Below are 19224 nucleotides of genomic sequence, written 5' to 3' on the forward strand. Positions count from 1 at the left end.
GGAAGCGTTCCAGGGCCTGGACGATCAGGATGTTGATGGGAAACCAGATCGGTCCGCGCCAGTTGCTGTTGCCGCCGAACATGCGACTATTGCCTTCGCCCGGCACGTAGTCGACCTCGAGATCCTTCCCGTCGTGGCGGACGTGGAGCGGGTGGTCGGCGTGGCGTTTCGAGACGCTGCGGATGCCGTGCGGCGACAGGAACTGGTCCTCGTCCAGCATGCGGTCGAGCAACCGCAACAGGCGGTCCTTGGGGGTGAGGGCGACGAACCAGGCGTCCGCATAGGGACCGTCCCTCACCTCCGTCCTGGCGACATAGGCGGCGAAGCGCGGGTTCTTGGCGAGCCCCTCCTCGATCTGGCGCACCAGGCCTGGCAGGCGGTCGTGCTGGTCCCGCCGCATCGCACAGACGGCGAACAGCGGGACGAGGCCGACGATGCTCTGCACCTTGACGGGCACCGGTGCGCCGTCGCCGATGACCAGTTGATCGTAGAAGAAGCCGTCCTCCTCGTCCCACAGCCCCGAGCCGCCGAAGCCGTTGATGGCGTCGATGACGAGCAGGTCGTGGTGGAAGAACTTCAGCGCCATGTCCTCGTAGACCGGCAGCACCTGGGCCAGTTCGATCGCGATCGTCAGCATGCTCGAGCAGAACAGGCCCATCCAGGCCGTGGCGTCGGCCTGGTTCAGGGTCGTGCCGTCCTTCAGGCTCAAGCTCCTGTCGAACAGGCCGATGTTGTCGAGCCCCAGGAACCCGCCGCCGAACAGGTCGTTGCCCGCATCGTCGTTGCGGTTGACCCACCACGTGAAGTTCAGCACCAGTTTCTGGAAGGCCCGCTCGAGGAAGTCGATGTCGGCCTTGCCGGTTTGGCGCCGGTCGATCGTGAACACGTCCAGCACCGCAGCAGCGTGGACGGGCGGGTTCACGTCGTCGAAGTTCCACTCGTAGGCGGGGAGCGCGCCGTTCGGATGGAGGCAGCGCTCGTTCAACATCAGGAGGAGTTGGGACTTGGCGAAGGCCGGGTCGATGCGCGCCATCGGGCCGAGGTGGAAGGCGAGGTCCCACGCCGCGAACCAGGGATATTCCCACTTGTCCGGCATCGAGATCACGTCGTGCAGCGACATGTGGCGCCAGTTGCCGTTGCGGAGGCCCGCGCGGTCCGCCGGCGGCGGCCGCCCCGGGTCGCCGACGATCCAGGTGTCGACGTCGTAGGCGTAGACCTGTTTCGACCACAGGAGGCCCGCATAGGCCTGCCGTGCCACGGCGCGGGCTTCGGCGCCGAGGCGGTCGGGGATGTGGGCGGCGTAGAAGTCGTCGGCTTCGGCGATGCGCCGCGCCAGGCAGCCTTCGAAAGCCTCGACGTCGAGCGCGCCGACTCCGGCGCCTTCGTCGCGGGCGAGGCGCAACCGCAGGACGAGAGAAGCACCGGCCTCGATCGTCTGGCGGAACAGGAAGGCTGTCTTGGTGCCGCGGTCCTCGCCGCCGGTCGCGCTCGCATCCCCGCCGACGACGACGCGATGGAACGCATCCTTGGCCCTCCCCCGCCCGGGGCTGCCGGCGAGGGTGTCGAGGTTGGACTCGTTCTCGGTGAACATGCGTTCCGCCGTGGGGCCGTCGGCACCCGGCACGACCGCGAACCGATAGGTGCCCAGCCCCGGAACCTCGGCGATGACGTCCCCCGTGCCCCCGGCAGCCGCCAACCGTGGCTTGCCGTCGTCGCCCGTCGGCTCGGACCAGGACCAGGTATTGCGCAGCGTGAGGGTGGGCAGGACGACGATCGCCGCCGCCTCCGGGCCGCGGTTGCTCACGGTGATGCGGACGAGGGTGTCGTCGGCATCCCGCTTGGCATATTCGACGACGAGGTCGAAATACCTGTTCCCGTCGAACACCCCGGTGTCGAGCAGTTCGTATTCCGGATCGTCGAGCCCTCGACGCCCGTTCTCCTCGACGAGTTCCGCATAGGGGAAGGCGGCCTGTGGGTATTTGTACAGCGCCTTGGCGTAGGATCCCGTCGGGGTAGCGTCGAGATAGTAGTAGAGTTCCTTGACGTCCTCGCCGTGGTTGCCGTCGGCGTTGCCGAGGCCGAACAGGCGCTCCTTGAGGTGGTCGTCCCGGCCGTTCCACAGCGCGGTGGACAGGCACAGGCGGCAGTCGCGGTCCGTCCACCCGAGCAGGCCGTCCTCGCTCCACCTGTAGGCGCGCGCGCGGGACGCGGCGTAGGGGAAGGAGGCCCAGGCATCGCCGTCGGCGGAATAGTCCTCGCGCACCGTGCCCCACTGGCGTTCGGGAAGGTAGGTGCCCCACAGGCGCCAGTCCCGGCGTCCCGCGACGTCGTCGGCGAGACGACGCGCCTCCTCGTCGGCCCGAGGGTCCGAGGCATCGGGCGATCGGTCGACATCATGGCTCATGACGAACCCCGGTTGGTCGTTGGGTGGCGGGCTCACGGGGCATGCCGCGCCTGCCCGTCGTCGGTTCGCGGTGCGGGGCCGAAGAGCGAGGCCGCCATGGTGAAGATGAAGACCTGGTAGAGGAGGCCGGTGCCGATCTCGCAGCACGCGGCGGTGCGGGCCAGCCCGGCGAGCGGGGCGATGTCGCCGAAACCCGTCGTCGTGATGGTGACGACGCTGAAGTACAGGGCCGATCCGAAGCCGATCGGATCGGCTTCGCCGGCCGGCAGGGTGAAGGCGTGGGGGACCCGTTCGGCGATGATGGCGTAGACGATGGCGAAGGAGATGCACGTCACCACGTAGGTCAGCGCCGCGCTGGCGACGTCGAAGCCGCGCGATAGGCGCCGTTGCTGGAAGACCCGCACGCCGACCACCACGCTGAGGCCCGGTCCGACGAGGGACGTCACGAGGCCGAGGGCGAGGACCAGCGATCCGGACGCGACGCGCCACTCGTAGAGGAGCAACGCGCTGACCTGGGTGGCGACCAGCCCGAGGTAGGCGACCTGCAGCCGATCGAGCGTCTGCCGGATGTGATGATGTCCGAAGATCGATCCTCCGGCCCTCGAGGGGGACTGCGACCGGGACCGCGTCGGTCCGCCGCCGCGCGTCCCCCCTGGATCGGTCCCGTCGCCACGGGCTGGCGGGGGCCTCATCGCCGCATGTCCATCATCGGCCCCATGGGCATCATGTTGGCGTCGAGATGCGCCATGATCCAGAGCGTCCCGCCGATCACCAGCACGACGATGAGCACGCCGAAGGCCAGCGCCATGGCGTTGTTGGTGTTGTCGGGGCCGGTGGTGAGGTGGAGGAAGAACACGAGGTGCACGCCCATCTGGGCGATGGCGAGCACGATCAGCGCGGCCGGGACGACGGGGCCCCAGACGAGGCCCGTGGCGGGCAGGCCGAAGGACAGCAGCGTCAGCAGCGCCGCGAAGCCGAGGCCGATGGTGTAGCCCTTGAGGCCGCTGGTTTCTTCCGGGTCGTCCGCATGCTCCTCGCCGGGCCCACGGTCCGACCGGCTATGGGCCGAACCCTCGGGCTCGGGCGACGGGAGCGGGCGCGGGCCGGGCCCGGCCCCGGCGGGCTGCGGTACGGCCGCCCTCGGCGGGTTCGCCCAGAGCGCGCCGAAGCCCACCAGGCCGAGCCAGGCCAAGCCGCGCAGGAGGCCGCCGCGGGCGGAGGTGATTGGCCTCATGCGTAGACCCCCATCAGGTAGACCACGGTGAACACGCCGACCCACACGATGTCGAGCGCGTGCCAGAACAGCGTCCAGCAGTGGAAGCGACGCAGGATGTCGGCGCGGAAACCCTTGGCGTAGACCTGCGCCACCATGGTGACGAGCCACAGCAGCCCCGCCGAGACGTGAAGCCCGTGGCACCCCACGAGGGCGAAGAAGCTCGACAGGAAGGCCGAGCGGCTCGGCCCCGCCCCGCGCCCGACGAGGTCGACGAATTCACGCGCCTCGAGCCCGATGAACAGGGCGCCGAGGGCGAAGGTGAGGGCCATGGCGGCGTAGAACAGCCGCGCGTTCCTGGCGCGCGCCGCCAGGGTCGCCGCCCCTCCGGCGTAGCTCGACAGCAGCAGGCACGCGGTTTCGACGGCGCTGTTGCCGAGGCCGAAGACCCCGGCCGGGGTCGGGCCTCCGTCGGTGTTGCCCTTCAGGACCGCATAGGCCGCGAAGAAGGTCGCGAACATGACGATGTCGGACAGGATGAACAGCCAGAAGCCGTAGCTCACCACGACGCTCTTGGGCGCCGGGCCGCCCGTGCCGCGTCCCCGGGCCGAGGGGCCGCCGCCGCCGGGGCCGCCGTGACCGACGTGATGGGGGTCGGTCGGGTTTCGCCGCCCACCCGCCGCGGATCGGCGGCCGGGATCGGCGGTCGGTGCGAAGGCGGAGGTCATGGGGCGGCTTCCAGGTGGGCGAGTCGGTCGGCGCGGGCGCGGCGGTTGTCGCCGTCGAGGCGGGCCACCTCGGAGGCCGGCATCTCGACCTCGGCCCGGTCCCGCCAGGCGAAGGCCACGAAGGTCGCGAAGGCGCCGAGGAGGCCGGCCCCCGCCATCCACCAGATGTGCCAGATCAGCGCGAAGCCCAGAACGGTGGCGAAGAAGGCGCAGACGAAGCCCGTGGGGCTGTTGCGCGGGATCTCGATCGCCTCGTAGTGCGGGGCGTCGGACAGGTGAGCCTGCTCCAGCGCCGTCTGCTTCATGCCCCAATAGGGCTCCTCGCCGTGCACCTGCGGCAGCACCGCGAAATTATAGGCCGGGGGCGGCGACGCGGTGGACCATTCGAGCGAGCGGCCGTCCCACAGGTCGCCGGTGTCGTCGCGCAGCTCGTCCCGGCGGCGGATCGACACGATGATCTGCACCACCTGGCAGGCGATGCCGCCGAGGATCATCAGGGCGCCGAAGGCGGCGACGATGAGCCAGGGGCGCCAGGCGGGGTCGTCGTAGTGCTGCATGCGGCGCGTCATGCCCATCAGGCCCAGCAGGTAGAGGGGCATGAAGGCGACGTAGAAGCCCGACACCCACAGCGCCCAGGCGGCCTTGCCCCAGCCCTCGTGCAGGCGGAAGCCGAAGGCCTTGGGCCACCAGTAGGATAGGCCCGCGAAGCCGCCGAACAGCACGCCGCCGATGATGACGTTGTGGAAGTGCGCGACGAGGAACAGCGAGTTGTGCAGCACGAAGTCGGCCGGCGGCACGGCGAGCAGCACGCCCGTCATGCCGCCGATCACGAAGGTGACCATGAAGGCCAGGGCCCACAGCATGGGCGTGTCGAAGCGGACCCGGCCGCCGTACATGGTGAACAGCCAGTTGAACACCTTCACGCCGGTCGGCACCGCGATGATCATGGTGGTGACGCCGAAGACGGCGTTGACGTCCGCCCCCGCCCCCATGGTGAAGAAGTGGTGGAGCCACACCATGAAGGCGAGCAGGCAGATCACCATGGTGGCGGCCACCATGGAGCGGTATCCGAACAGCGGCTTCGTCGAGAAGGTCGAGATCACCTCGGAGAAGATGCCGAAGGCCGGCAGGATCAGGATGTACACCTCCGGGTGGCCCCAGGCCCAGATGAGGTTGTTGAACATCATGACGTTGCCGCCGCCCGTATTGGTGAAGAAGTGGAAGCCGAGGTAGCGGTCGAGCAGCAGCATGGCGAGCGTGGTGGTGAGGATCGGGAAGGCCGCCACGATGAGCAGGTTGGAGGCGAGCGAGGTCCAGCAGAACATCGGCATGCGCAGGTAGTTCATGCCCGGCGCCCGCATCTTCAGGATGGTGGTGACGAGGTTGATGCCGGTCATCAGCGTGCCGACGCCGGAGATCTGCAGCGACCACAGGTAATAGTCGACGCCGACGCCGGGCGAGTAGGTGATCTCGCTGAGCGGCGGGTAGGGCAGCCACCCGGTCTTGGCGAACTCGCCGACGACGAGGGAGACGTTGACCAGCAGCGCGCCGGTGGCGGTGAGCCAGAAGCCGACGGAGTTCAGCGTCGGGAAGGCGACGTCGCGCACGCCGAGCTGCAGCGGCACGACATAGTTCATCAGACCGATCATGAAGGTCATGCCGACGAAGAAGATCATCAGCGTGCCGTGGGCCGAGAAGATCTGGTCGTAATGCTCGGGCGGCAGGTAGCCGGGCGAGCGGAATGCCAGCGCCTGCTGGGATCGCATCATCAGGGCGTCGGTGAAGCCGCGCAGCAGCATGACCAGCGCCAGAAGCGTGTACATGACGCCGATGCGCTTGTGGTCGACGGAGGTGATCCACTCGCGCCACAGGTAGGGGAGGTAGCCGGCGAAGGCGATGTAGGCCAGGGTCGCCAGCAGCACGGCGCCGACGAGACCCGCCGCGATGAGCGGGATGGGCTGGTCGAGCGGGATGGCGGCGAGGGTGAGATTGCCCAGCATGGTCAGCCTCCGGCCTTGGGGTCGAGCTTGGCGTCCGTCTCGGCCCGGGGCTTGGGCGGCGACGCGGGTTCGGGCCCCGGCCCCGGCGGGATATGCTGCAGCACGACGTGCTCGAAGAGGTCGGGGGCGACGTCGCCATAGGTCATCGGCGGCAGGCCGGTGCTTTGGCGCGACAGCGCCGCATAGGCGGCGGCGTCGAGCCGCGGGCCGGCGCCCTTGGCACCCGCCACCCAGGCGTCGAAGCCCGACCGGGCCATCGCCACGGCGTCGAAGTGCATGTCGGAGAAGCCGTCGCCGCTGAAATGGCCGGACAGGCCCGGGAAGGTGCCCTCGCGGTCGGCCTGGAGGTTCAGCTGGTCGGCCATGCCGTTCATGACGTAGATCATGGAACCGAGCTGGGGCACGAAGAACGTGTTCATGACGCTGGCCGAGGTCAGCGAGAAGTGCACCGGAACGTGGGCCGGGATGACGAGCCTGTTCAGGCTGGCGACGCCCTGGTCGGGGTAGATGAACAGCCACTTCCAGTCGAGCGCCACGACCTGCACGTCGAGGGGTTTGGCGTCGGCGGTCGCGACCGGAGGGGCGAGGGGCTTCGCGGGGTCGAGCTCGTGCGAGCCGACCCAGGCGATGCCGCCGAGGAACAGGATGGTCAGCAGCGGCACCGACCAGGTGACGACCTCGACCCGCCCCGAGAAGGACCAGTCGGGCAGGCGCCGGGCCCTGTCGTTGCCGGCGCGGAACCACCAGGCGCAGGCCAGGGTGGCGACGATCGTCGGCACCACGATGCACAGCATGATGGCGAGGGCGTCGAACAGGATCACCCGCTCCGCCCCGCCGACCGGACCCGCCGGATCGAGGATGCCGTGCGAACATCCGCCGAGTCCGGCAGCGGTCGCCGACACGGTGGCCACCGCTCGGCCCCGTCGCATCCGCAGGTCCCTCCCACTCATCGCCATGTGTGTTCTCGTCCTTGGAGGCCGGTTGGCCGGGAAAGGTGGAAGCTGCGCCGAGCGGGGTCGCGGATCTTCGCATCCGCAGGCCTGCCGCGGGACCGCGCCGCGGCCGATCGAACGCCAGCCCGGGCGCGCAGGAGCGGCCTGCCAGCCCTGCGATGGTCCGGGCCGCGATCGACAGGCGCTTCGAGGGGTCTTCACAGGAGGCGGACCGTCACGAGCACAGGCGAGCGCTCCCGTCGGCGACATGGCGCCTGCTGGAGCAGGATCGGCTTTCTCCGGGTCGCCTCGGCGACGCCGAGCCGACGGAACTGCTCTCGGTTCGAAGTTGGAGCGAATTCGCCGAAGGCGAAAGCGCTCTGGTCGCCTCGTCGATGTCGACAGAGCGGGCGCCTCGACCCTGATCCGTCGATCCGGCCCCCTGGGGGGCCGCTCGCTCGCCATCGCATCGGCGTCCGGTATCCGCCGGACCGGCGCTCTGCCGCGTCGCCGCCGATGGCGTCATGCGTCCGGCGTCATGGCGATAGTTGGCCTTGGCGGCGATGCCCGCCTCCCGCGCCGATTCCAGGCTCGGGTAGTCATCATCGCTGGTCAGCAGGACGACGCCTCCGAACAGTCGGATCTGCCACAGGTAGCTCTTCTGGCCCGGAGATCGACGCAGCACGAACGTCTCGACGTCGTCGTGCGGGCGCCGCAGTCCTTTGTTGCGCCTTCGCGCTGCCGAAGCGGCTGCCGTCGCTTGGGTCGAAGACTTCTTTCGCTTGACACGATCCGAAGATGACATGGCGTTGTTTCCCGACATGCGGCGTCTCGGCTCAGTTCTGGGCACGATGCTGTGCCGGGCCGCCCCCGCGGCTGAGGTTGTGGGCGGTGTTGATCAGCGCCACATGGGTGAAGGCCTGCGGGAAGTTGCCGACCTGGCGACCGACGCGCGAATCGTATTCCTCCGACAGCAGGCCGACGTCGTTGCTGAGCGCGACCAGGCGCTCGAACAGCGCGCGGGCCTCGTCGAGGCGCCCCGCCAGGACGTAATTGTCGGCGAGCCAGAAGGAGCAGGGCAGGAACGCCCCTTCGTGGCCTCCCGCGAGCCCGTCGATGTTGGCCGTCTCGTCGTATCGCTTGACGAAGCCGTCCTCCGTCAGCCGCTCCTCAATGGCCTTCACGGTGCGGGCGACGCGCGGGTCGTCGGCCGGCAGGAAGCCCACCATGGCGATGATGAGCAGGCTGGCGTCGAGCGCCGTGCCGCCGTAGCACTGGGTGAAATGGGCACGCTCGGCATTGTAGCCCGCGGCGCAGACTTCGGCGTGGACCTCGTCCCGCGTCTTCCGCCAGCGCGCGACGGGACCGTCGAGCCCGAACTCCTCGACGGAGCGGATGGCGCGGTCGAAGGCGACCCAGACCATCACCTTCGACGCCGTGAAGTGCTTGCGGCCGCCGCGCATCTCCCAGACGCCCTCGTCGGGCTGCCGCCAGATCGTTTCGAGGTGGCCGACGAGGGCGCGCTCCAGGTGCCAGCCGTTGTCGTCCGGCGCGAGGCCCAGGCGGCGCGCCTGGTACATGGCGTCGAGCACCTCGCCGTAGACGTCGAGCTGGAGCTGGCCCGCCGCGGCGTTGCCGACGCGCACCGGGGTCGAGCCCTCGTAGCCGGCGAGCCAGGGCAGCTCGTATTCTTCGAGGCGCCGCTCGCCCGCGATGCCGTACATGATCTGCATCTGGTCGGGCGAGCCCGCGATGGCGCGGGTCAACCAGTCGCGCCAGGCGCTGGCCTCCTCGAGGAAGCCCGAGGTCAGCAGCGCGTAGAGGGTCAGCGTGGCGTCGCGCAGCCAGCAATAGCGGTAGTCCCAGTTGCGCGGGCCGCCGAGCTGCTCGGGCAGCGACGTGGTGGGCGCCGCCACGATGCCGCCCGTCTGGTAATGGGTCAGGGCCTTCAGGGTGACGAGCGAGCGCTGCACGAGCCCGACCCAATCGCCCGCCGTATCCTCGCGGTGCTGCGCGATCCAACGCTGCCATTGGCGCGTGGCGAGGTCGATGGTCTCGGCCGCGTCCAGCTTGTCGGGCACCGGGAGGAAGGACGGCGACCAGGTCAGCGTGAAGGGCGTCTCGCTGCCGTCCTCGGCCGTGAAGGTGCCCACCGTGCGCAAGTCCTCGCCGTGCAGCTCCACCGGGGTGTCGAGCACGAAGCGGTCGGGACCCGCCACGGCGGCGACGCGCCCATCGGCGAGGCGGCTGACCCAGGGCACCACCGTGCCGTAGCCGGGCCGCAGCACCCCTTCGATGCGCATCGGCACCGAGCCCGACAGCCCGCGCACGAGGCGGGCCACGTCGCCGTGCCCTTCGCGCCGCCCCATGGCGTCGATCAGCTGGACGGTGCCCTGCGCCGTCTCGAAGGTGGTTTCCAGCACCAGCGTGCCGTCGCGGTAGCGCCGTGTCACCTTGGTGACCGGCACCGCGGGTGCGATCAGCCAGCGGCCGTTCTCGGCCGTGCCCAGCAGGGCCGCGAAGCAGGCCTGGGAATCGAAGCGCGGCAGGGCCATCCAGTCGATCGAGCCGTCGAGGCCGACGAGCGCCGCGCCCTCGCAATTGCCGATCAGCGCATAGTCTTCGATTCTGAGAGGCATGTCGGTCGTGGTCCTTCACGTGTGGTCGCAGGCCCGGTCGTTCTCAGCCGGGCCGCTTCGGGCCGGGGTCGCGCTTCACCGGGCGCCCAGGCGCGGTCGCGCCCTCATCGCGGATGCGGCGACAGCGTCATCCCAGGCGCGATGCCGGGGTTGATCTGATCGGGACGACGGGCGGCGGTCGGTATCGGCGTCGGCAGGGTGGTGGTGCGGCCTTCGAGATCGCCGATCGCCGGCACGCAATTCGCCCGCGGCACGGGCCGGTCGAACAGATCCTTGAGGGCCGTCCCGACCCCGTCGGCTTTCCGGCGCCACCACGGACCCCCATCGTCCGGGACGGCGTCGCGGATCGAAACGGTCGCCGTCATCCCCGACACCAGCGGCACCCCCGGCGGCACCTGCTCGATCCGCATCCGCACCGGCACGCGTTGCGCCAGGCGAACCCAGCTGTACACGGCATCGACGTTGGGCAGGCCCTGCGTGCTCGGCGCCGCGTCCGACACGCTGATGCCGCGCGTCACGCTCTGCACGTGGCCGAGCAGGGGCTGCGCATAGCCCATGAGCTGCGCCTGGGCGGCATCCCCCACGCCGACATGGGCCATCTTGGTTTCCTCGAAATAGCCGTCGACCCAGTAGGAATCGGCGTCGATGACCGACACGTTGCTGCTCCCCTCGCGGGCGTAGTCGCCGACGCGCATCAGGAGGTTGGTGACGAAGCCGTTGACGGGGCTCATCACCTCGGTGCGCTTGAGGTTGACCTCCGCCTGGGCCTCCTGGGCCTGGGCGGCCTCGAAGGCCCCCTGGGCCTGGGTGGCGTTGCCCACGTATTGCTGCTGCTCCTCGGGCGTGGTGGCGAGGTCGCTGAGGTGCTGGCGGCGGTCGGCCTGGACGCGCTTCACCTGGAGGTCGGCCGCCCTCTGCCGCACCGTGCTCTTCGCCATCGCCAGCGCGGACTCGAAGTCGAAGGGGTCGATGACGTAGAGCACGTCGCCCTTGTGGACGAACTGGTTGTCCACGATGCGGATCTCGGTGACCTGGCCGGACACCTGGGGGGCGACGCTCGCCACCTGGACGCGGACGCGACCGTCCCGGGTCCAGGGCGCCGTGACGTAGTAGTCCCAGATCAGCAGGGCCGCCACGGCAGCGGCGGCGAAGATCAGGACGGTCGCGAGCAGCTTCAGCGCCTTGGTGGACAACCGGGACAGCATGCCGGGCCGGCGCTGCGGCGGCGCGGGCTCCGCCGGAGGCTCGGCCTTCGACGGATGGGACGGCGCGGGCGCGGGCGCGGCGCGGGCATCGACATCGCGACCGGCCTGCTGGCGCGCCTCGCCACCATCGTCGGGCCGGGCCCGGCCCTTCAGCCGGGCGACGTCCAGCATGTCGCGCGACGCGGGCTTGAGAAGCGTGTTCGGTCGGTCGTCCAAGGTCGCACTCCGGTCAGAACATCACGATGAGGGCGGCCAGCACCAGCACGTAGAGGCAAAGGTTCGCCACGGGCGGGTTGAAGAAGGCCCGGTCGAAGGCGACGAGGCGCAGCAGCGGCCGAAGCACGAGCAGGATGGCCAGCGCCGCGACCGCGTAGCCGACGAAGGGCGCCATCAGCACCCCGCCGACCGCGAGTTCGGGATAGCCCGTCATGCCGCGACCAGACCCGGCATGAGCCGCTGGAGGGCGGGCCGATGGGCAGCGGCGAGGTCTGCGACCAGCATCAACGCCCGGCCGGCCTGCCGCACGGCGTCGTCGGCGCGGCTGTCCGAGCGCGTCGGGAGGCTGTCGGCGGCGGCGCGCAACGCCGCGACGTCCATCCCGGCGAGGGCATCTTGCACGTCTGCCGATGCCTTGCCGTCCATGCTGCCGGGAGCGAGCCGCACGAGGGCGTATCGGACGCGGCGGACGGCATGATCCAGGTCGGCGATGGCGAAGGCGTCCGCCAAGGCCTCGGTTCGCGCCGGGTCGTCCCCGGCGCCGACCGCCGCGAGCTGACCGATGCGGTCCGCCGAGCGATAGGCGGCTTCGGACGGGGTGAGGCGATCGCGTCGGCCGCGCAGCGCGGCGGACAGGTCCGCCTTGGCGGAGCGCAGCAGCCATCGCCTCTGCTGGGCGTCGCTCGCGGGGGTCAGCAGCGTCAGCCAGAATGCCAGGGCCAACACCCCCGTCGTGGCGAGGATGCTGACGGTGAGGTAGGATTGCGGGTTGTAGTTCTGCGGATTGCTGGGCGACAGGAGCACCGGCACGAAGACCAGGACGAGAAAGCCGATGACGGCCAGTTTCTGGTTGGAACTCGATTGGAGCAGGCACGCGCCGACCACGGGAGGGGCGAGGGCGATGCACAGCAAGGGGTATTGGTCGACGCCGTCGAGGACGAGGAATTCCGTGATCCCCACCGTCAAGGCGGCCAAGGGGATGCCCAGGCAGGCGAGGATGGAGAAGCCCTTCGGGTTCGGCATCGTGCTGCTGAGCGCCGCGACGGCGCCGAGGAACGTGAAGGCGATCGAGGTCTGCGGCCACGAACTGTAGATGAAGAACAGCGAGGACAGGGCCACGGCCGCGCCGACCCGGAAGGCCTTTCGCGCCGCCAGGCGCCGCGAGCGGAACAGCGGCAGGCCCGGCGGCTGCGCCGGTCGCCGGCCGGCCTTCATGTCGGCGAGCCCCTGCGCGGCGCGTCGGTCGCGTTCGGCGAGCGCCCGGCTTTCGACGGTTTCAACGCCGTCCGCGTCCGTCACGGCGGCCCGGGAACGCTCCTGCGCGGTCTCGGCGCTGGCGGCCTCGCCCAACCCCGCCGCCCGCGCCGCCATGATCTCGTCCACCAGGGCCGCCACGGTGCTCCGGGCCGCGGCCGCGCCCGTCCTGGACTCGGCTGCGAGGGCCGAGATGGTCGGGTGGAGCGCGGTCAGCGCCTTGAAGGTGTCCGCCGTCTGCGAGATGTCGAGGGTCCCGTCCCGCAAGCCGTTGCGAACCAGGTCGAGAACCTCCTGCCTCGCATCCGACACGCCGGCCAGGGCCTTCGGGAACACGTTCGGGGCCGCGAAGAGGTCGTTGACGAGCGCGACCGTCGCGATCCCGATCGCGATCGCGGCCCCGCGGTTCATCCCGGTCATGAACACGTCCTGCGGGGAGTCGACCTTCATCACCGAGACGATCGCCACCGTGTATCCCGACAGCACGGCGCCGTAGGCGCGATTGCCGTCGAGGAGGTTGGCCACGAAGACGCACAGGCCGAGCCAGCCCGCATAGGCCAGGACGAAGAGGTCGCGCTGCTGGCTGAACAGTCCCGAGATGGCGATCGAGGCCGTCACGCCGACCAATGTCGCGCCGAAGCGGTACAGGGCTTTTTCCAGCGCCTGCCCCCGCGTCGGCAACGCCAGGATCGCCACCGTGACGGCCGCCGACGACGCGCCGTCGATCTGCAGCCAGAACGCCGCATAGAGCGCCAGCATCATCGTCACCCAGACCCGCATGCCGAAGAACCAGCGCGGAAGCGCCAGTCCAGCGAAGCTCAAAGGCCGGGTTGCCGTCATCTCAGAAGACATGTGCACGACAGCTCCGCCGCGGATCCATGGCTCGGACAGGTCGAGAAGCTCGAGCATGGCATCGGCATGGGCCCATCCCTTGCCGCAGTCTTGGTCGAAGCATCACGCCCGGGCATCGACGTCGTCTCGGCATGATCGTTCCCCATCGGGCCGTGCACCGACTTGATCGACCATGGTGTTCTCGCACTCGGCTGTTGGATGGGATGGTCCGCTGGTGCCCACCATCCCGCTGCTCCGACAGGCCTGTCCGGCGTCGCTCCGACCTGCGCTGGGCACCCCGGCGAAGCCCTTGCATCATACATGCCTGTCATCCTGACACAAGTGTATGATATGAAGGTTTCCGCTCGGTCTCGGCGGTTCATCGTCGATGTGGTGCTATAGAGCGCTCGATAGGCGGACCCGTCGTCTCTCCGGGACGAGGTCATCGAGCTGTGATCTCGACGGCTAAGCCGCATTGGATCGGATACGAACCTGGCCCATGTCAGCGGCGATTCGATCTAGACTCGCGCATTATTCGTAAGGCGGCGGTGATGCCGGCTGACCCATGCACCGGTGGACGGTGCTGTTCCCGCAGGACCGAGCCTATGCTCTGGCATCTGAGGCTGCCTTCGGCATTGCGCGTGCGATCCTTTCGGACTTGCCCGCGGACGTTTCCCCTGTCGCCCTGAGATGTCTAGCATGCGGAGGCTTCGACACCACGGCCGCGGGAGCACAATGTTGCTGCGAACTCGAGCCTGCGGACAGTTCGGCAGGTCTTCGTGACGGCGACCGGTGGGTTCCCGGCCATTCGCAGTGGAGACGCCCGCTTCGCGCCGCTCCGCCCTTCGACCTCGCAAGGTCGCGGGCGTCTGGTGAGTTCCGTCCGCTCCAGCTGCATGGCTGGACGTTGCGGCATGCTGCTCACGTCGCGCGGGCGATGCCTGTTCTCGTCTGTGGAAACACCAGCCGTTTGAAGTCGCTCGGTGTCACGCCGAAGCGGCGTCTCAGCATCCTGGCGAGGTGGCTCGCATGGCTGAAGCCGAACTTCCTGGCGATACCATCCGCGTCCGCGCGTTCATCGAGGAGGGACTCAAGCGCACGTTCGAGCCTTCTGTTCAGCACGTATTGGTGCGGCGTCGTGCCGACGCTGTCGCTGAACGCCCTGATGAAGTGGAATTTGCTGAGGCCGGCCACGGAGGACAGGTCATCCAGATTGATGCCGGTGCCGATCCGGTCCTCGACGGCCTCGGTCACGCGCTTCAACTGCCAGGGCGTCAGCCCACCCGACACGCGCCTGTCTCTGTCCGGGTCGAGGGTGTTGGAATGCGATCGCAGGATGCGCTCCAGGGTGACATGCAAGGCCGTCTCCCGTGCGCCCTCCACGGTTTCCGCGGCAGCCATGCCGAACAGGTTCCTGGCCAAGACGTCGTCCCGCACGCAGACGCGGGACTTCAAGGCGACGTGCCCGGGCGAGACCGAGGACTCCTTCGCCAGCCAATCCTCCATGAGGTGCCACGGAACCTCGTACATCAAGGCGGATGCGACCCCCGCGATCGTCTGCGAGTACCGGCACCCGGGCGGAAGGATGGAGATGGCGCCGACCTTGGGCGACACCTCGTCCCTCACGCCCTCGCAAACGCTTGTGATCCTGCAGGCTTCATTCAGGCTGAGAACGACGATGAAGTTATCGCCGGTCTCCTTCGAGACGTGGAAAGCTCCGGTGGTGATCTTGCTGGATCTGATCCAATCCCCATCGGGTCTTCGAATGTCGTCGGTCGTCGTCAAATCGGACATCTCCTGTTGTCGAACTCGGACAAGCGTTCGTTCGGGTCAGGCGGTGTCGGTGGACCATGCCGGTGATCCAGCCCGGCGTCGATGCCGCCGGGAAACACCTCCACGCCGTCTTCGCCGGCCCGGTCTCCGCCGGTACGACGCGCTCCGTCCAACGTCGCCGGCTGTGCGCCTCGCCGGCCCGCGCCACCCCGCCCTCGGACCGTCGCGCGATGGCGAGCGCGCCGCAAGATCCATGCCAATGGCGTGCGATGGTCACGCCGTTGGCGCGACCGGAGCTCGGCATCGTGTCGCGACGGCCCGGCCATCGACCGGAGGGCCGCGCCGACGGTTCCTGCCTGCGATGCGCCGGGCAGGTGGCGTCCGAGCCGCAGGGGCGAGGCGCGACCCTGCGCGAGCGCCGGCATGGCCTGCGAGGCAGCGGGGCTCGGTGGGATGGGCAGGGCCCGTGCCCAGGGCGGATCGCCTCCGGCGAGCGGATCCGATCCCTCCGCCCGACGAGCCGCCACACGCCCTACCTCACCGCGGTCGTGTCCCGGCCGAACGAGACCTCGTCGTTCCGCCACCAGGGTATGTTGCCCGGTGCCTCACGCACGATGTAGTCATAGGCGTCGGAAACACTGCTCCTCGCTTGTGAACGGTTCACGCCAAAGCTCATCAGGAGCTGCTCGGTCAATGCGTGGACGTAGGAAAGATCCGCCTGCCCGGAGATGATCCTACCGATCGCCTGTGTCTTGGCGCCCAACAACAGTTCGGCAGCGACGGCGATGGATGATACATCGTAATCGCCTGTCCCGACGCCAAGCGCGATATCGTCGATGATCTTCGTCAGCATCGCATTATCGACCTGCAGCAGGCCGATATGCATCATGAAGGCTCCCCAGCCCTTGTCCATGCAGGCCCGTAGAAGATACATCTGGAACCCACAGGCCGTTCGCATCTTCGGATCGGCGAGCGAATCATAGACCGTCAACACGGAGCTGAGCATGTCTTCCGTGATCGTTCCCGCCAGTTGGGCGATGGCGTCGTTCAGGGATGGAAAGTATTGATAGAACGTGCCGCGCGAAACGTTGGCGTGGGTGATGACGTCTTCGATCACGATGCGGTCCGTGCTTGGGCGCTCGTGGAACACCTTGAGCACCGAGCGGAGCAGGTGGGCTTCCATCCTTTCGCGCCGCTCACGCGCGACGCGCTTGCGATGATCTTCTTTGATCATGGACGACTTTTCCGGACTCACGGGCGCGCTCGCATGATGCATGTCCTCGATCGTCCCGGATGCGCCGTTCGGTGTGTCGTGTCCGGCAGCGACGCTGGACAGGTTCAGGATCAACGGGCGTTCCGGTCCATGATCGTCGGAATGGGTCCTTTGCCGTGACCGATGGCGCCCGACCCTCGACCTCCATAACGCACAAGCCCGGCTGTCGTCCCAGGGTGTTTCCTCTTCCCAGCGGTTCGAACCTCCGGCCTGGAGGGAGTCGGCGCGTTCTCGCGGGCGGAGGCGAAGGATGGCTTCGGCCAGGGCACCCGGCAGGTCCGGTCAAGGCCGCGGCGGCCTGGTGGCGGGACCACCCGGCGGCGGGACCACCCGGCGAACCTCGCCCCCTGACTCGCCCCGGTCCGAGCGGCCGGCCTCGCGCGGCAGGACGATCGATGCCGTGTCGGCGCGCCGCGCCCGGCGCGGGCGCGGTCCTCATTGCACGACGGCGTTCTCGATCGGGGGCAGCGACCGCAGCCAGGCGACGAGGGCCCGGAGATCCTCCGGCTCCATGTGGTCGAGGTAGGGCCAGGGCATGATGGCCGACAGCGCGCTGCCGTCGGCCGCGATGCCGTGCGTCAGCGCCGCCGTGATCTCGGCGTCGGACCACGCGCCGATGCCGGTCTTCGGATCGGGCGTGATGTTGGCGGACAACCGGTTGACGGTGGCGGTTTCGACCGGGAACCCGCCGGCGCCGAGCCGGTGCGCGTAGTCCCGCTTGCCGTCGGCCCCGGCCGGCGTGTGGCACAGCATGCAGTGGCCGAGGTTGGCCAGGTAGGCGCCGTAGGCGATGGTCTCAGTCCGCGACACCTCCGGCACGTCCGCCACCGGCGGCCCGTAGCTCGTCGGCGTCGGGATGCTGTAGGTCGAAGCCGGAACGCGGTTGACCGTCGGCGGCAGGCTCTTCAGATAGGCGGCGATCGCATGGGCGTCCCGGTCCGACAGCGATCGATAGAAGGGGACCGGCATGGGGGGACGGAGGATCTTGCCCTCCGGGGTTCGACCGTCCCGAAGCGCCGTGACGATCTGATCCTCGCTCCAGCCGCCGATCCCCGTGTCCGGGTCCGGCGTGATGTTCGGTGGGTAGGCGGTGAAGGCCGGAGCGAACACGGCCCCGCCGCCCGACAGGGCTGGCCCGTTCCGATTGCCGTTCTGGTCGACGGGGCTGTGGCAGTTGCCGCAGGCCCCGATGGTCTCGACCAGATAGGCGCCGCGCTCGCGCGGCGTCTCGGCCCGGCAGGCCGTGGCGGCGACCAGCAACAGGAGCGCGGCGATCGGCGACCGTATCATGGGCAGGCTCCAGAGGAGACCGGCGACAGCGCGTCCGCAGGCCAGCGTGCGGAGGCGCGTCGGGTCAGATAAGCTGTCGCTCATCCTGACCGATCCCATGGATTTCACAACAGCCCCTCGTCGCATTCCCTGTGCGTCGGCTCGCGATCGATTGCAGGTGGGCGAAGCGGGCGCCGTCGCCCCGCCGTCGAGGCCCCGCGCCCGCCCGCATCGACCGACCCGAAACGGGGTCGGGAGAACGCCCTTACGACGACGCTCCGGCCAAGTCGCCGATCACGACGATCGGGTCCCTGTTGCTGAAATTCGGCACATCTCCGAAGACCGGGCCCCCTTCGGCCGCGACGGCGGCCCGGAACTGGTCGGCTGTGTCGAATTCGAGGGTGCAGATGACGCTGAAGGCGGGCTTGCCGCCGAACGGCGTTCCGACGGCTTTCAGGACGCGCCAGCCTTTGATCCCGTAAGGTTTGAACCTTTCGTCGACGAGCGGAAGATGCTTGGCCAAGTAATAGTCGAGGTCGAAGGTCGCGTCGTCGACGTTCTCGTACAGAACCGTGATGGTGGTCGCCATGTCGGCCTCCCTGTTGCCGCGACAGCGGTGCAAGTCACGTGCCCGGCGGGATGCAGGGCCGGGCCGGCGCGACGGAGATGCCGCATCGCGGCGGCAGAGGGCGGGCGGGCGTCGGGGCGACGCCCGGCCGCGTCACGGCGCGTCGACCTGGCCGACGATCCCGAGGAACCCCTCCGACTGCCAGGCCGAGCGGCCGATGAACAGTCCGTCGATGTTGGGCCGGGCCGCGAGGGCGACGCAGTTCTGTGGGTTCACGCTGCCGCCGTAGAGCACGCGCAGCTCGTGTCCGGTGACGTCGGCCAGCGTCGCCTTGATGCGGGCGTGCTGCTCGTCGGCGAAGGCGGGCTCGGCCGGCGTGCCGCCCTCGCCGATCGACCACACCGGTTCGTAGGCGATGACCACGCGCTCGGCCTCGGCGCGGGACACCTTGGACACGGCGGCCCGCACCTGCCGGTCGAGAGCCTGCGCGGTGCGGCCGGCGTCGTGCTCCTCGCGCGTGTCGCCGACGCAGACGAGCGGTGTCAGGCCGTGGCGCAGCGCGGCGGCGACCTTCATCGACACGGTCTCGTCCGTCTCGCCGAAATGGGTGCGCCGCTCGCTGTGACCGATCTCGGCGATCGTCGCGCCGCAGTCGGCCGCCATGGCGGCGGAAATCTCGCCCGTCCAGGCGCCAGCCTCGGCCCAGTGCACGTTCTGCACGCCGACGCGCACCCGTGTCCCGGCGAGGCGGTCGGCCACCTCGGCCACGGCCGTGAAGGGCGGGATGACGAAGAGCTGCGCGGTGGTACGGCGGGCGAGGTCCGATGCCGCCAAGGCTTCGGCGAAGGCCCGCGCTTCGGCGCGGACCTTGTTCATCTTCCAACTCGTGCCGATCCAGAGCGTGTCGAAGGGCATGGGT

Annotated in this window: 16 protein-coding genes; all 16 read right to left on the minus strand. The window is 69.3% G+C overall.

Translation table 11 applies throughout. From position 1 onward, the window contains the following. On the minus strand, nt 1-2404 hold a 2404-nt coding region (locus D3272_RS11670; protein WP_129219357.1), incomplete at its 3' end, for an MGH1-like glycoside hydrolase domain-containing protein. Nucleotides 2405-2436: 32 nt separating this feature from the next. Further along, a complete protein-coding gene (locus D3272_RS11675) occupies nt 2437-3096 on the minus strand; it encodes a potassium channel family protein (protein WP_129219358.1) in 660 nt (219 codons plus the stop codon). Continuing rightward, nucleotides 3093-3638 carry a cytochrome o ubiquinol oxidase subunit IV gene (gene cyoD / locus D3272_RS28395; RefSeq protein WP_129219359.1) on the minus strand — a complete coding sequence of 182 codons (546 nt, stop codon included), beginning with the start codon at nt 3636-3638 and terminating at the stop codon, nt 3093-3095. Before cyoD ends, D3272_RS11675 begins: the two co-directional genes overlap by 4 nt. Continuing rightward, a complete protein-coding gene (locus D3272_RS11685) occupies nt 3635-4345 on the minus strand; it encodes a cytochrome (ubi)quinol oxidase subunit III (protein ID WP_129219360.1) in 711 nt (236 codons plus the stop codon). The genes cyoD and D3272_RS11685 overlap by 4 nt, the downstream gene beginning before the upstream one ends. Next, nucleotides 4342-6345, minus strand: a complete 2004-nt coding sequence (gene cyoB, locus D3272_RS11690; RefSeq protein WP_129219361.1) for a cytochrome o ubiquinol oxidase subunit I — start codon at nt 6343-6345, stop codon at nt 4342-4344. Before cyoB ends, D3272_RS11685 begins: the two co-directional genes overlap by 4 nt. 2 nt (nt 6346-6347) lie before the next feature. Continuing rightward, the gene (gene cyoA / locus D3272_RS11695) at nt 6348-7247 is read right to left on the minus strand and encodes a ubiquinol oxidase subunit II (protein WP_342634176.1); all 900 of its coding nucleotides are present in this window, start codon (nt 7245-7247) and stop codon (nt 6348-6350) included. Nucleotides 7248-7512: 265 nt separating this feature from the next. Further along, nucleotides 7513-8100, minus strand: coding sequence for a hypothetical protein (locus D3272_RS11700; RefSeq protein ID WP_129219363.1), 588 nt, complete (start codon nt 8098-8100; stop codon nt 7513-7515). Between the two features lie 13 nt (nt 8101-8113). Further along, nucleotides 8114-9916 (minus strand): glycoside hydrolase family 15 protein, encoded by a 1803-nt coding sequence (locus tag D3272_RS11705; RefSeq protein WP_129219364.1) that lies wholly within the window; start codon nt 9914-9916, stop codon nt 8114-8116. Between the two features lie 104 nt (nt 9917-10020). Then, a complete protein-coding gene (locus D3272_RS11710; RefSeq protein ID WP_129219549.1) occupies nt 10021-11292 on the minus strand; it encodes an HlyD family secretion protein in 1272 nt (423 codons plus the stop codon). Nucleotides 11293-11350: 58 nt separating this feature from the next. Next, on the minus strand, nt 11351-11551 hold the full coding sequence (locus D3272_RS11715; RefSeq protein WP_129219365.1) for a DUF1656 domain-containing protein: 201 nt from the start codon (nt 11549-11551) through the stop codon (nt 11351-11353). Further along, nucleotides 11548-13443 (minus strand): FUSC family protein, encoded by a 1896-nt coding sequence (locus tag D3272_RS11720; protein WP_165361319.1) that lies wholly within the window; start codon nt 13441-13443, stop codon nt 11548-11550. The genes D3272_RS11715 and D3272_RS11720 overlap by 4 nt, the downstream gene beginning before the upstream one ends. 900 nt (nt 13444-14343) lie before the next feature. Next, complete coding sequence (locus tag D3272_RS11725; RefSeq protein WP_129219367.1) at nt 14344-15207, minus strand: AraC family transcriptional regulator; 864 nt, start codon at nt 15205-15207, stop codon at nt 14344-14346. A 520-nt stretch (nt 15208-15727) separates the two neighbouring features. Beyond that, complete coding sequence (locus tag D3272_RS11730) at nt 15728-16543, minus strand: TetR/AcrR family transcriptional regulator (protein ID WP_129219368.1); 816 nt, start codon at nt 16541-16543, stop codon at nt 15728-15730. A 360-nt stretch (nt 16544-16903) separates the two neighbouring features. Next, complete coding sequence (locus D3272_RS11735) at nt 16904-17758, minus strand: c-type cytochrome (RefSeq protein ID WP_165361320.1); 855 nt, start codon at nt 17756-17758, stop codon at nt 16904-16906. Between the two features lie 244 nt (nt 17759-18002). After that, nucleotides 18003-18326 (minus strand): EthD family reductase, encoded by a 324-nt coding sequence (locus tag D3272_RS11740; RefSeq protein ID WP_129219370.1) that lies wholly within the window; start codon nt 18324-18326, stop codon nt 18003-18005. 132 nt (nt 18327-18458) lie between these two features. Continuing rightward, complete coding sequence (locus D3272_RS11745; RefSeq protein WP_129219371.1) at nt 18459-19220, minus strand: triose-phosphate isomerase; 762 nt, start codon at nt 19218-19220, stop codon at nt 18459-18461. Nucleotides 19221-19224 lie beyond the last annotated feature (4 nt).

The sequence above is a fragment of the Lichenibacterium ramalinae genome, assembly GCF_004137085.1.
GTDB classification, from domain to species: Bacteria; Pseudomonadota; Alphaproteobacteria; order Rhizobiales; family Beijerinckiaceae; genus Lichenihabitans; species Lichenihabitans ramalinae.